This window comes from Halomonas cerina (assembly GCF_014192215.1).
GTDB classification, from domain to species: domain Bacteria; phylum Pseudomonadota; class Gammaproteobacteria; order Pseudomonadales; family Halomonadaceae; genus Halomonas; species Halomonas cerina.
In genome coordinates this window covers 48,636-62,159 of sequence record NZ_JACHXP010000011.1, presented here as the reverse complement: position 1 = coordinate 62,159, position 13,524 = coordinate 48,636, and the positions used below count along the sequence as shown (strand labels likewise).

Annotated in this window: 12 protein-coding genes; 3 read left to right on the top strand and 9 right to left on the bottom strand. The window is 66.6% G+C overall.

Annotated features, from left to right (window positions below; translation table 11 throughout):
- Window positions 1-143 precede the first annotated feature (143 nt).
- Window positions 144-2,909 carry an aconitate hydratase AcnA gene (gene acnA / locus FHR94_RS11880; protein WP_183325941.1) on the bottom strand — a complete coding sequence of 922 codons (2,766 nt, stop codon included), beginning with the start codon at window positions 2,907-2,909 and terminating at the stop codon, window positions 144-146.
- 163 nt (window positions 2,910-3,072) lie between these two features.
- On the opposite strand from acnA, the gene FHR94_RS11875 reads away from it, so the two are divergent.
- Together FHR94_RS11875 and trxB are read left to right on the top strand one after the other, a co-directional pair.
- Window positions 3,073-3,282, top strand: coding sequence for a zinc ribbon domain-containing protein (locus FHR94_RS11875; protein WP_183325940.1), 210 nt, complete (start codon window positions 3,073-3,075; stop codon window positions 3,280-3,282).
- Between the two features lie 101 nt (window positions 3,283-3,383).
- On the top strand, window positions 3,384-4,334 hold the full coding sequence (gene trxB, locus FHR94_RS11870) for a thioredoxin-disulfide reductase (RefSeq protein ID WP_183325939.1): 951 nt from the start codon (window positions 3,384-3,386) through the stop codon (window positions 4,332-4,334).
- 160 nt (window positions 4,335-4,494) lie between these two features.
- Here the strand turns inward: trxB and FHR94_RS11865 are convergent, their stop codons facing one another.
- Window positions 4,495-4,740 carry a SlyX family protein gene (locus FHR94_RS11865; protein WP_183325938.1) on the bottom strand — a complete coding sequence of 82 codons (246 nt, stop codon included), beginning with the start codon at window positions 4,738-4,740 and terminating at the stop codon, window positions 4,495-4,497.
- 150 nt (window positions 4,741-4,890) lie between these two features.
- Between FHR94_RS11865 and FHR94_RS19860 the strand changes: the two genes are divergently transcribed.
- Window positions 4,891-5,355: a cold-shock protein gene (locus FHR94_RS19860; protein ID WP_281376015.1), complete on the top strand. Its 465-nt coding sequence runs from the start codon at window positions 4,891-4,893 to the stop codon at window positions 5,353-5,355.
- Window positions 5,356-5,503: 148 nt separating this feature from the next.
- Here FHR94_RS19860 and FHR94_RS11855 read toward each other — a convergent pair whose 3' ends face one another.
- From FHR94_RS11855 to map, 7 genes are all read right to left on the bottom strand, one after another.
- Window positions 5,504-5,905: a hypothetical protein gene (locus tag FHR94_RS11855; RefSeq protein ID WP_183325937.1), complete on the bottom strand. Its 402-nt coding sequence runs from the start codon at window positions 5,903-5,905 to the stop codon at window positions 5,504-5,506.
- Window positions 5,906-5,913: 8 nt separating this feature from the next.
- On the bottom strand, window positions 5,914-7,080 hold the full coding sequence (gene dapE / locus FHR94_RS11850; protein WP_183325936.1) for a succinyl-diaminopimelate desuccinylase: 1,167 nt from the start codon (window positions 7,078-7,080) through the stop codon (window positions 5,914-5,916).
- Window positions 7,067-8,092 carry a 2,3,4,5-tetrahydropyridine-2,6-dicarboxylate N-succinyltransferase gene (gene dapD / locus FHR94_RS11845; RefSeq protein ID WP_183325935.1) on the bottom strand — a complete coding sequence of 342 codons (1,026 nt, stop codon included), beginning with the start codon at window positions 8,090-8,092 and terminating at the stop codon, window positions 7,067-7,069. The genes dapE and dapD overlap by 14 nt, the downstream gene beginning before the upstream one ends.
- A gap of 42 nt (window positions 8,093-8,134) precedes the next feature.
- Window positions 8,135-8,473, bottom strand: coding sequence for a Spx/MgsR family RNA polymerase-binding regulatory protein (locus tag FHR94_RS11840; RefSeq protein WP_183325934.1), 339 nt, complete (start codon window positions 8,471-8,473; stop codon window positions 8,135-8,137).
- Window positions 8,473-9,672: a succinyldiaminopimelate transaminase gene (dapC, locus tag FHR94_RS11835; RefSeq protein ID WP_183326012.1), complete on the bottom strand. Its 1,200-nt coding sequence runs from the start codon at window positions 9,670-9,672 to the stop codon at window positions 8,473-8,475. Before dapC ends, FHR94_RS11840 begins: the two co-directional genes overlap by 1 nt.
- 175 nt (window positions 9,673-9,847) lie before the next feature.
- A complete protein-coding gene (locus FHR94_RS11830; RefSeq protein WP_183325933.1) occupies window positions 9,848-12,529 on the bottom strand; it encodes a [protein-PII] uridylyltransferase in 2,682 nt (893 codons plus the stop codon).
- A gap of 8 nt (window positions 12,530-12,537) precedes the next feature.
- Complete coding sequence (gene map / locus FHR94_RS11825) at window positions 12,538-13,329, bottom strand: type I methionyl aminopeptidase (RefSeq protein ID WP_183325932.1); 792 nt, start codon at window positions 13,327-13,329, stop codon at window positions 12,538-12,540.
- Window positions 13,330-13,524: the final 195 nt, after the last annotated feature.

The window sequence follows — 13,524 nt, the reverse complement described above, 5'->3', positions numbered from 1 at the left end:
CGGGGCCTTCAGGACAGCGAGACAAGCGTAAAGGCCCCAGCGGTTTCCCCGGTGGGGCCTTTCGGTCAGCGACGAGTGATCAGGCTGCTGACGCTATCCTGGTTAAACTGACCGCGTCAGGCCGAGCCACCTAGGCGGTCCTGTCAGGCCGACCCAATCATCTTGCGCAGCACATAGTGCAGGATGCCGCCATGGCGGTAGTACTCCAGCTCGTTGGCGGTGTCGATGCGGCACAGCGCCTCGAGCTTCTTCTCGCCCTTGTCGGAGGCGATGGTCACCTTGACCTTGCCGCCCGGGGTGAGCTCACCGAGCCCTTCGATGGAGACCTGCTCGTCGCCGGTCAGGCCCAGGGTCTGGCGACTCTCGCCCTCGGGGAACTGCAGGGGCACGACGCCCATGCCGATCAGGTTGGAGCGGTGGATGCGCTCGTAGGATTCCGCCAGTACGGCGCGCACGCCCAGCAGCCGCGTGCCCTTGGCGGCCCAGTCGCGGCTGGAGCCGGTGCCGTACTCCTTGCCGGCGATCACCACCAGGGGCGTGCCTTCCTCCTGATACTTCATGGCGGCGTCGTAGATGGCCATCTGCTCGCCGGAGGGCACGTGACGGGTCTCGCCGCCGACCACACCATCGAGCATCTCGTTTCTGATACGCACGTTGGCGAAGGTGCCGCGCATCATGATCTCGTGATTGCCCCGCCGCGAGCCGTAGGAGTTGAAGTCCACCGGCTTCACGCCACGCTCCTGCAGGTAGCGCCCGGCGGGGCTGTCCGGCTTGATGGCGCCGGCCGGGGAGATGTGGTCGGTGGTCACCGAATCACCCAGCATGGCGAGTACCCGGGCGTCCTTGACGTCCTCCACCGGGGCCGGGTCGCGGCCCATGCCCTCGAAGAAGGGCGGGTGCTGGATGTAGGTAGAATCGGGGTCCCACTGATAGACCTGGCTCTGGGGCACGTCGATGGCCTTCCATACCTCGTCGCCCTCGAAGACCTCGGCATACTCCTTGCGGAACATCTCGGTCTTGACCTTCTCGACCGCCTCGGCAATCTCGGCCTGGCTGGGCCAGACATCCTGCAGGTAGACCGGCTTGCCATGGCGGTCGACGCCCAGCGGCTCCCGGGCGAGATCCTTCTGCACGTTGCCGGCCAGGGCGTAGGCCACCACCAAGGGGGGCGAAGCCAGCCAGTTGGTCTTGACCAGCGGATGCACGCGTCCCTCGAAGTTGCGGTTGCCGGAGAGCACCGAGGCCACCGTCAGGTCGCCATCGGTGATGGCCTCTTCGATGGGCTCGGGCAGCGGCCCCGAGTTGCCGATGCAGGTGGTGCAGCCATAGCCCACCAGGTTGAAGCCCAGGGCGTCCAGGTCGTCCTGGAAGCCGCCGGCGGCCAGGTAGTCGGTCACCACCTTGGAGCCGGGAGCCAGCGACGTCTTGACCCACGGCATGGTGTGAAGCCCCTTCTCGCGGGCCTTCCGGGCCAGCAGGCCCGCCGCCATCATCACGCTGGGGTTGGAGGTATTGGTGCAGGAAGTGATGGCGGCGATCACCACGGCGCCGGGATGGAGCCTGAACGCCTTGCCTTCATGTTCGACGTTCTGGCTGTCCTGGTGCTCGAAGGCGGTATGCTCGTAGTAGCTTTCCTCGACGCCCACGGCAGTCTGGCCGCCCTCGGAAAATAGCCGGCCCTTGTCCTCGGAGGGCGTGGCGGTCTTGTCGTCGTCGTCCATCACCCGGGCGAAGGCCTGGGGCATGTCCTTGAGGGCGACCCGGTCCTGGGGCCGCTTGGGGCCGGCCAGGCTGGCTTCGACCTCATTCATGTCGAGGGCCAGGGTATCGCTGTAGATCGGCTCGTGGCCGGGTTCGCGCCACAGCCCCTGCGCCTTGCAGTAGGCCTCGACCAGCGCCAGCTGGGCGTCGTCGCGGCCGGTGAGACGCATGTAGTTGAGCGTCTCCTCGTCGACCGGGAAGAACCCGCAGGTGGCCCCGTACTCGGGGGCCATGTTGGCGATGGTCGCGCGGTCGGCCAGCGGCAGGTCCTTGAGGCCGTCACCGTAGAACTCGACGAACTTGCCCACCACGCCGTGGCTGCGCAGCATCTGGGTGACCGTCAGCACCAGGTCGGTGGCGGTGATGCCTTCGCGCAGCTTGCCGGTGAGCTTGAAGCCCACCACCTCGGGGATCAGCATCGACACCGGCTGACCGAGCATGGCCGCCTCGGCCTCGATGCCGCCCACGCCCCAGCCCAGCACGCCCAGGCCGTTGATCATGGTGGTGTGGGAGTCGGTGCCGACCAGGGTGTCCGGATAGGCGATCATCTTGCCGTCTTCTTCCCGGGTCCAGACGGCTCGGCCCAGGTACTCCAGGTTCACCTGGTGGCAGATGCCGGTGCCCGGCGGCACCACTCGGAAATTGTCGAAGGCCTGCTGGCCCCAGCGCAGGAACGCGTAGCGCTCCCGGTTGCGCTCCATCTCGATGGCGACGTTGTCCTTGAAGGCGCTGGCGTTGCCGAACTCGTCGACCATCACCGAGTGATCGATCACCAGGTCCACCGGCGACAGCGGGTTGATGCGGGCCGGGTCCTCGCCCAGCGTCTCCACGGCGGCGCGCATGGAGGCCAGGTCAACCACGCCGGGCACCCCGGTGAAGTCCTGCATCAGCACCCGCGCGGGGCGGTAGCCGATCTCACGGGTCGATCTTGCTTCTTTCTGCCAGTCGACCAGCGCCTGCAGATCCTCCCGGGAGACGCTCTCGTCATCGGCGAAGCGCAACTGATTCTCGAGCAGGATCTTGAGGGTCATCGGGAGCCGGTCGATGTCACCCAGCGCCTCGGCGGCCTTCGGCAGGCTGTGATAGTGATAGGTGGTACCGCCTGCCTCGAGGGTTTGCAGGGTATCCAGTGTGGACTCGGTGCTCATGCTGTCCTCCTTACTGAGGGAGTGAACGTACCATCCTGGTATCAAGGCTATTACATGGTCATGATAGATGGCGTTTTCAACCACTGCCGTGGGAGCCGGCCGGGGCCTGCCTTGAAATATGCCCGCCGGCTCCCCATATTCCCTATAAATCAGGAGGTGTACGGTGAACGAGGAAGACCTCGCGTCGCAGCCGGTCCATTGTCCCTACTGTGACACCCCCTTCGACCTGCAGGTCGACCCTTCCCAGGGCAGTCATGTGACCTGGGAAGACTGCCCATGCTGCTGTGCACCCATCCAGCTGCGTATCGAGGTGTCGCCGTCGAGCGGCGACGTCGAGTCGGTTTCCCTGGGGCGTGACGATGATGTGCTCTAGGGGGCCGACGACAGCGCACTGCGCCATGCCGGCTAGTCCGCCCGCATCGCCCAGTCCGTTGTGTCTGATATCCGCCATTCTCCGAGTTGCGAGGTCTTTCCATGAGCGATACGCGTCATGAGCGCCTGGTCATCCTGGGCTCCGGTCCGGCCGGCTACACCGCCGCCGTCTATGCCGCCAGGGCCAACCTCAAGCCACTGCTGATCACCGGCATGCAGGCCGGTGGCCAGCTGACGACCACCACCGACGTGGACAACTGGCCCGGCGACGATGTCGGCGTGCAGGGGCCCGAGCTGATGGAGCGCATGAAGCGCCATGCCGAGCGTTTCGACACCGAGGTGCTGTTCGACCATATCAACGAGGTGGAACTCCGTGAGCGTCCCTTCACGCTGAAGGGCGATGGCGGCACCTACACCTGCGATGCCCTGATCATCGCCACCGGTGCCAGTGCCCGCTACCTGGGCCTGCCCTCCGAACAGCAGTTCATGGGGCAGGGCGTGTCGGCCTGCGCGACCTGCGACGGCTTCTTCTATCGCAACCAGGAAGTTGTGGTCGTGGGCGGCGGCAACACCGCCGTGGAGGAGGCCCTCTATCTCTCCAACATCGCCTCGAAGGTCACCCTGGTGCATCGGCGCGACAATCTGCGCGCCGAGAAGATTCTCCAGGACAAGCTGTTCGAGAAGGCCGAGAACGGCAATATCGAGCTGGTGTGGAATCACACCCTGGCGGAGGTGCTGGGCGACAGCAGCGGGGTGACCGGGGTGCGGCTCACGTCCACCCAGGACGACAGCACCCGGGAAATGCGTGTGCCGGGGGTCTTCATCGCCATCGGCCACAGTCCTAACACCGGGATCTTCGAGGGACAGCTGGAGATGAGCGGCGGCTACATCAAGGTGAAGTCGGGCCTCGAGGGGAATGCCACCGCCACCAGCGTGCCGGGCGTGTTCGCCGCCGGTGACGTGATGGATCACGTCTATCGCCAGGCGGTCACCTCCGCCGGCAGCGGCTGCATGGCCGCGCTCGACGTCGAGCGTTACCTGGACGAGCTTTAAGCTTCGGGCTTCGGGCTTCGGGCTTCGGGCTTCGGGCTTCGGGCTTCGGGCTTCGGGCTTCGGGCTCAATATACTCTGGCTAGCTCGTAGCTCGTAGCTCGTAGCTCGTAGCTCGTAGCTCGTAGCTCGTAGCTCGTGGCTCGTGGCTCGTGGCTCGTGGCTAATAGTGCGGCGGCACCTCGTCCTCGGGACGGGGTGTCGTCGCGCTGGTCTCCCGCAGCGCCTGCTGCTGCTCGCGAAATTTCTGCTGCATCAGCGCATTGAGGCGCTCGAGCCGCATCAGGCGGCGCTCCTGCTGTGCCACCGCCTGGTCGAGGGTATCCAGCCAGTGCTCCTGATGCGCGATACGGCTTTCCAGGGCGTCCAGGCGCTGACCCAGCGTCGAGGGCGTCGTGTCCTGGCTCATGGTAGAATCCCCCGCGGCGTGTCATCGTTCATCTTGACACCCCGCTGCCTGTGTGCAGCCGGGCCGAGGTCGGCGTCCGGCGTCGTGTCCTGTCTCGGTCCCATGGTCACTCCTTTCCTTTTTACCATGACAAGAGAGCATTAAAGGTCCATGAATCGTAAGGTCGTGTTTCGTTGTACCGTTATCAGCCTCCTGCTGGCCGTGCCGGCCCCGCTACTGATCGCCCTGTTCATCCATCTGACCGGAGGCGTGCTGTCCCGTGAGCTGTTCGCCAGCCTCGAGGTCGGTGGGGTGGTCCTTGTCTATGTCGCGGCGGCGGCGGCGGTGTTCCTGCTGCTGCTGATCGCTACCCTGGCCATCAATGCCCTGACGCCCCAATTGGTCAATCTGGCCGAGGTCGAGGACGATGACCGGGAGATCGGCGAGGTCAAGTGGTTCAATGTCAACAAGGGGTATGGCTTCATCACTCGCCACAGCGGTGAGGATGTCTTCGTCCACTTCCGTGCCATCCGCGGTCGGGGTCACCGGACCCTGGCCGAGGGGCAGAAGGTCCGCTATCACGTGACCGAGAATGAGCGGGGGTTGCAGGCCGACGATGTCACCGTGATCACTTGATTCGAAGCGCCTGAGTATGATCGCGGCTATGCCGCTATAAGAAGGAAGTACGGCGCTTCGCGCCTTGAAGAGGGAAGAAGAACCACTATCTTGGCTTCTTCCTTCTTCCTTCTTCCTTCTTCCTTCTTCCTTCTTCCTTCTTCCTTCCTTATTGCCCCGAGTCTGGCCAATCGATGGTGCTCTCGGTGCCATCGGGCAGGACCTGCAGGAAACGGTCCGGGGCGTCGCCGGGCTGCCAGCCGCCCAGCGAGCAGCGCACCTCCACGCCCAGGCGGGCGGCCGCCTCTCGGGCGCACTCGGCATCGGTGGCCCAGGGCGTGCGGGGGCTGTCGAACCACAGGCTGGCGAAGCCGTCGGCGGCCTTCGTTACCAGCAGCACCGGCACCTCGTCGCCGTCGATGCGCCCCCGAGTGCGCCACTGGTGCTTGCCGGCGGCGGCCAGTGGCGGGGCCGCCAGCGACTCGCCGAGCCAGGCGTTCAGGCCGTCGCGGTCGCCCTCGGCCAGGTAGATCTCGATATCGGGGTAGCGGGTCTCGTCGTCGCGTGCCATGGGGTGCCTCAGGGCTGGGCCGAGCCGTTGATGAAGAGTTTCGCGAGGATCGCCTCATAGACCCGGCTGAGCTCGTCGAGGTCGGCGGCGCGTACTCGCTCGTTCACCTGGTGGATGGTGGCGTTGCAGGGGCCGAGTTCCACCACCTGGCTGCCCAGGGTGGCGATGAAGCGCCCGTCCGAGGTGCCCCCGCTGGTGGAGAGCACCGGGCGGTGCCCCATCACCTGCTCGACCCCGCTCATCGCAGCGTCCACCAGCTCACCCTCGGCGGTGAGGAAGGGCTCGCCATTGAGCGTCCAGTCGAGGTGATAGTCCAGGCCATGGGCATCGAGGATCGCCTCGGTGCGCTGTTTCAGCCTCTCGTGGGTCACCTCCGTGGAGAAGCGGAAGTTGAACACCACCTCCACCTCGCCGGGAATGACGTTGGTGGCCCCGGTGCCCGCGCGGAGGTTGGAGACCTGGAAGCTGGTGGCGGGAAAGAAGGCGTTGCCGCCGTCCCAGTGCTCGCGGACCAGGGCGTCCAGGGCCGGCATGGCCTGGTGGATGGGGTTGCGGGCCAGGTGGGGGTAGGCCACATGGCCCTGTACCCCCTTGATGTGCAGCACGCCGCCCAGCGAGCCTCGCCGACCATTCTTGATCACGTCACCCACGTGGTCCGTGGAGGAGGGCTCCCCGACGATGCAGTAATCGAGTCGGTCGTGGTGCTCGCGCAGGTGCTCGACCACCGCGCGGGTACCGTCCACCGCCGGCCCTTCCTCGTCAGAGGTGATCAGAAAACCGATACGGCCGTGGTGGTTCGGGTGGCTCGCCACGAAACGCTCCACGGCGGTGACCATCGCGGCCAGGCTACCTTTCATGTCGGCGGCACCGCGGCCGCGCAGCATGCCTGCCTCGTCGATGCAGGGCTCGAAAGGGGGAGTAGTCCAGTGCACATGGGGACCGCTCGGCACCACGTCGGTATGACCGGCGAAGGCCAGCAGCGGGCCGTGGTGGCCGCGAGTGGCCCAGAAGTTCTCTACGTCGCCGAAGGGCAGGCGCTCGACACGGAAGTCGAGTGCCGTTAGGCGCTCGATCATCAACGCCTGGCAGCCCAGGTCGTCCGGCGTCACCGAGGGCCGCCGGATCAACTCGAAGGCGAGCTCGAGCGTCGGGGACAGGGCCTCAGTCATTGGCATGCAGCGCCTCGTTCAGCGCGATGGCGCTCTTGTTGGTCAGACACTCGATGCGGCCGTTCTGGGAGTTGCGGCGCAGTAGCAGGTCATCCTGGCCGGCCAGCTCCCGGGCGGCCACGGTGTCGGCGACCTGGCCCTGGTCGTCGAGCAGGGTGACCTTGGCGCCGGCGGTGATGTAGAGGCCCGCCTCCACGGTGCAGCGGTCACCCAACGGGATGCCGATGCCGGCGTTGGCGCCGATCAGGCAGCCCTCGCCGACCTTGATGACGATGTTACCGCCGCCGGACAGGGTGCCCATGGTGGAGCAGCCGCCGCCCAGGTCCGAGCCCTTGCCGACCATGACGCCGGCGGAGATGCGGCCCTCGATCATGCCGGGGCCTTCGGCGCCGGCGTTGAAGTTGACGAAACCCTCGTGCATCACGGTGGTGCCCTCGCCTAGGTAGGCGCCCAGGCGCACCCGCGCGGTATCACCGATGCGCACGCCGGTCGGCACCACGTAGTCGGTCATCTTGGGGAACTTGTCGACGCAATCCACTGACAGCGCTCTGCCCTCGAGGCGGGCCTTGAGGCGGCGCGCCGGTAGTTCCTCGATGTCGATCGGGCCTTCGCTTGACCAGGCGACGTTGCGCAGCAGGCCGAACATCCCGGTGAGGTCGACGCCATGCGGCTTGACCAGACGATGGGAGAGCAGGTGCAGCTTGAGGTAGACCTCCGGCGCGCTCTGGGGTGGCAGGTCCTCGCTGAGGAAGGTGGCCACCAGCGGGCGCTGGCTCGCCGCCAGGGACTCGGCGAGTTCCGCCTGCTCCGCGTGTCCCGCGGCCTTCAGGGCGGCGGCGAGCTCGGCGCAGTGCTCCGGCAGGAAACTCACCGCGGCGTTGCCAGCCGGGGCGTCGAGCACCTTGGCGGCGGCGTCGGTCAGGCGAGTGTCGGGATCGATCAGCGGTGCCGGATAGTAGATCTCCAGCCAGTCGCCTTGGGTGTTCTGGGTGCCGATACCGAGTGCAAAGCTGAGCATGGGAGGTGTCCTCTGGAAGGTGGGAAGGGGCGGAATGGCCGCCTAGAGTGAGTCGTAATCGCCATCGCGATAGCCGACGAGCAGCGTCTCGCCGGTATCCAGCAGCGGGCGCTTGAGCAGAGTGGGGTAGGCGAGCAGCAGCACGCGGGCGTCGGCGTCATCGAGCCCGGCCTTCTGTCCGTCATCCAGTTGTCGCCAGGTGGTACTGCGCTTGTTGAGCAGCGTGGTCATCGGGACGTGCGCGAGGAAGTGAGCGAGCAGATCGGCCGATAGGCCATCCTTGCGCAGGTCGTGCAGTCGGTAATCCAGGTCCTTGGCCTCCAGGGCCTGACGGGCGCGACGGCAGGTGTCGCAGCTCTTGATCACGTAGAGCGTCGGCATCAGGCCCTCCTCTCGACGAAGCGGCGGAGGCGGCGGGCGGCCTCGGCGGTGGCATCCGCCTCGGCCACCAGCGCCAGGCGCAGCCGTCCGGCGCCGGGGTTCACGCCATCGACGCCGTCACGGCCCATGTAGCGGCCGGGCAGCACGCTGACGTGTTGCTCGGCGTAGAGCGCCCGGGTGAAGGCCTCGTCGTCGCCGCCCGGCACCGCCGGCCACAGGTAGAAGCCCGCCTCGGGCGCGGGGAAGTCCATCACCGGGGCGAGGATCTCGGTCACCGCAGCGAACTTCGCGCGGTAGGCCTCGCGGTTGACACACACGTGCGCTTCGTCGTGCCAGGCGGCGATGGCGGCGTGCTGCACCGGCAGCGACATGGCACAGCCATGATAGGTGCGGTAGCGCTTGAAGGGCGCGATCAGCTTGGCGTCGCCGGCCACGAACCCGGAGCGCAGTCCCGGCAGGTTGGAGCGCTTGGAGAGCGAGTGAAACACCAAGCAGCGCCGGTAGTCGTGGCGACCGAGCTCGGCGCAGGCCTGGAGCAGTCCGGGCGGGGGTGCCATCTCGTCCAGGTAGAGCTCCGAATAGCACTCGTCGGAGGCGATGAGGAAATCAAACTCGTCGGCCAGCGCGATCAGTCGCGCGAAGTCGGCCAGGGGCGTCACCGCTCCGGTAGGGTTGCCCGGCGAGCACAGAAAGACCAGCTGGACGTCCCGCCAGGTCTCGGCCGGCACGGCGTCGAGATCCGGCCGGAAGCCGGTCTCGGGCCGGCAATCCAGGTAGAGCGGCGTGCCGCCGGCGAGCAGCGTGGCGCCCTCGTAGATCTGGTAGAAGGGGTTGGGCATCGCCACCCGGGCCGGACGGGTGCGGTCGAGCGCCGCCTGGACGAAGGCGAAGATCGCCTCTCGGGTGCCGTTGACCGGCAGCACCTGGTGGTCGTCATCCAGCGCCTTGAGCGCGAAGCGGCGGCTCGCCCAGGCGGCGATGGCGCGGCGCAGCTCGGGTGTCCCGGCGGTGGCCGGGTAGCGGACGAATTCTCCCTGATGGGCGTGGAGCGCCTCCAGGGCGGCGGCGTAGGGGGCATGTTGCGGCTCGCCGATGGTCAACGGGATGTGCGAAAGCCCTTCGGGCGGCGTCACGCCGGCCTTCAGCGCGGCGAGTTTCTCGAAGGGGTAGGGGTGCAGGGCATCGAGGTCGGGGTTCATGGGCGTCCAGTCGCACCCGAAGCGCAAGGCCATCGGGCGTCGTTAGCGTGCTGTCGTTGTCGTGAGGCAAGACAGCGATTATAGGGAAGCCCCGGGATGGCCTCAAACGCGGTGTCCCCGGACCGGCGTGTGGGCGCCTGCGCCCGACCCAGAGAGCCTGCCTGGCTGGCGACGCCTAGCCGGTCACGCTGAGGACCTCGACCAGGCGTTCGCGCAGCCGTTGCTGGCGGTCAGGATCGGTCAGCGGGGCGCCACGCTTATCGGTGATGAAGAAGACGTCCTCGACCCGCTCGCCCAGGGTGGCGATCTTGGCCGCCGAGAGGGCGATGTCCTGCTCCATGAAGATGCGTCCTACCCGGGCCAGCAGGCCCGGCCGGTCGGGGGCGGTGAGCTCGAGCAGGGTGCGCTCGTTGGCCGGATCCTGCTCGATGGCCACCTCGGTGGGCACACGAAAGTGCTTGAGCTGGCGCGGGGTGTGACGGCTGACGATCTGCGGGTAGTCGTCCGGGTCGTCGAGTTCCTCCACCAGGTGGCGGTGGATCTCCTCGATGCGCTGCGGGTCGCGGATCGCCTGGCCCCGGTCGTCGAGCACGATGAAGGTGTTCAGCGTCCAGTCGTTGCTTGAGGTGGCGATGCGGGCATCGTGGATCGATAGCCCTAACTGCTCCATGGCCGCCGAAGTGGCGGCGAAGAGGTCGTCCACCGAGCGGGTATGGATGAACACCTTGGTGCCACCCTCGGCCATGTCCTCGGTGGGGGCGCTGATCAGCACCAGCGGCAGCTCGCTGCCCTGGTGGGCGAGGATGCCCTGGGTCTGCCAGGCGATCTCGCTGGGCGCATACTGCAGGAAGTAGTCCTCGCCCAGCGACTCCCAGAGCCGGTCGACCCGGTCCATGTCGACGCCGATGACGGCGAGCAGGGAGTGGGCCTCGCTGCGGGTCTCGCGGACCCAGTCGTCCCGCTCCAGGGGGTTCTCCAGGCCGCGACGCAGGGCCCGCTTGGTGGCGGAATGCAGTTGGCGTAGCAGCGAGGCACGCCAGCCGTTCCACAGGGTGGGGTTGGTGGCATTGATGTCGGCCACCGTCAGCACGTAGAGGTAATCCAGCTGTGTCTCGTCGCGCACCACGCGGGCGAAGTCGGCGATCACGTCCGGGTCGCTGATGTCACGCTTCTGCGCCACCATCGACATCAGCAGGTGATGTTCCACCAGCCAGCTCACCAGCCGGGTATCGCGACGCGACAGGCCGTGGCGTTCGGCGAAGGCCTCCACGTCTCGAGCACCGATCAGCGAGTGGTCACCGCCGCGGCCCTTGCCGATGTCATGGAACAGCCCGGCGATCCACAGCAGCTCCAGCTTGGGCAATTGGTGGATCAGCGCCGCCGCCACCGGGAACTCCTCGCGCCCCTCCGGCTTGCGAAAGCCATGGAGGCACTTGAGCAGGCGCAGGGTGTGGGCGTCCACGGTGTAGATGTGGAAGAGATCATGCTGCATCAGGCCCACCGCCTGGCCGAATTCCGGCAGGTACTTGCCGAGCACGCCGTAGCGGTTCATGCGTTGCAGCTGGCGGGCGACATTGCCGCTGGAACGCAGCAAGGCCATGAACAGCTGCTGGTGACGCGGGTCGCTGCGATAGAGGTCGTCGATCTGGTGGCGATGGTCGCGGATCAGGCGGATGGTGGCGGCGCGTACCCCTTCGATCTCGGGATGCTCGGCCATCAGCAGGAAGAGTTCCAGCAGCGCCGAGGGCGACTCTCGGAACACCCCGCGCGAGCGTGCCTGGATGTAGCCGCCCTTGATCTCGAAGCGCGGATTGAGCGGTACCGTGGCGAGCGCCTCGCCGGCATGCAGGATCGCCTCGTCGAAGTGTTGCAGCAGCATGTCGTTGAGGCCGGCCAGCGCCGTCACATGACGATAGTAACGCTTCATGAACTGCTCGACAGCCAGGCGCTCGGGCGTGTCGTGATAGCCGAACAGCTCGGCGATGGTGGCTTGGTGATCGAACAGCAGGCGGTCCTCGGCACGACCGGTGAGCATGTGCAGGGCGTAGCGCACCTGCCACAGGAAGGCCTGACCCTGGCTGAGGATGCGCAGCTCGGCATCGTTCATGAAGCCGTTGGCAACGATGTCCTCGTAATGCTGGGTGCCGAAGTGGCGCTTGGCCACCCAGCCGATCATCTGGATGTCGCGAAGTCCCCCGGGAGAGCTCTTGATGTTGGGTTCCAGGTGATACTCGGAGTTGTTGAAACGGTAATGGCGAGCGATCTGCTCCTGCCACTTGGCCTCGAAGAAGCGATCGGCAGGCCACAGGTGATCGGTGGCGATCCGCGCGTTCATGGCCTGGCGTAGCCGCGCCGAGCCGGCCAGGGTGCGCGACTCGATCAGGTTGGTGATCACCGTGACATCGGCCTTGGCCTCGCGCTCGCAGTCATTGAGTGACCTAACGCTGTGGCCGATCTCCAGGCCGATGTCCCACAGGAAAGTGATGAAGGCCGTCAGCGGCTCCCGGTAGGGGGTATCGTCATCGTCCTTAAGCAGCAGCAGCAGGTCGACGTCGGAATGCGGGTGCAACTCGCCACGGCCATAGCCGCCCACGGCAAGCAGGGCGATGCCCTCGTCGGGCCAGTCATGCTGTGCCCAGGCCACCGCCAGTAGCTGGTCGAGGCACCAGGCACGGCCGTGCACCAGGTCGCGGATATCGGCGCCGGCGCGGAAGCGTTCGTCGAGACGGGCCTGGATCTCGCGCAGGGCCGCCTTGAAGGGCGCGATCGGCGAGCGGCTGCCCGTCAGCTCGGCGCGGAAGGCCTCGACATCGAACAGCGTCTCGTCGGGCACGAAGCGATAGTGGTGCAGCAGCATGGGCCGGCTCAGCGTTCGAGGAAGGAGAGGTCTTCGTCCTGCCGGGCGGTCAGCACCTCCACCCCGGTCGCGGTGACCAGCAGGGTGTGTTCCCACTGGGCGGACAGGCTCCTGTCCTTGGTCACCGCGGTCCAGCCGTCGCGCAGGACCTTGGTGCGGTAGTCGCCGACGTTGATCATCGGCTCGATGGTAAAGCACATGCCTTCCTCGAGGGCGATGTCGGCCTCGGGGGCATAGCCGTCGTAGTGGAGGATCTGCGGATCCTCATGGAAGCCGGCGCCGATGCCATGGCCGCAGAAGTCCCGGACCACCGAGTAGCCGTTGGCCTCGGCGTGACGCTGGATCGCCCGGGCCAACTCGGACAGGCGGACGCCGGGTCGGACGAGGGCGATGCTCCGATAGAGGCACTCCTGGGTGATGCGCGACAGGCGCTCGCCCTGGATGGTCTCGCCGATCACGAACATCATGCTCGAATCGCCGTGATAGCCGTCGGCGGTCTTCACGGTGATATCGATGTTCATGATGTCGCCCCGCTTGAGCTTCTTGGCGTCATCGGGAATGCCATGGCACACCACGTGGTTGATCGAGGTGCAGATCGACTTGGGAAAGCCGTGGTAGTTGAGCGGGGCCGGGGTGGAACCCAGCTCGTCGACGATGTAGTCGTGGCAGAGGCGGTCCAGCTCGCCGGTGCTGACGCCGGCCTGGACATGGGGGATGAGCATTTCGAACACGCTGGCGGCCTGACGACCGGCCTCGCGCATCTTATCGATCTCGTCGGGCGTCTTGATGGGTACGTTCATGGGGTCTCGGATCAGGGGGTGGTAGCGCCGGTGCCGGCAGGCGTCGACCTCTGGCGACTTCATCTCGAAGGGGATCCATGGTATAAAGCTGCGCGCTTTCCTGCAATCGCCGAGCCGTCGGGGCCATCCGACGGGGCGTCGACCCCCGCGGGAAGGTTCGAACCAACGCAACGCCTTGAAAACACACATGCACCG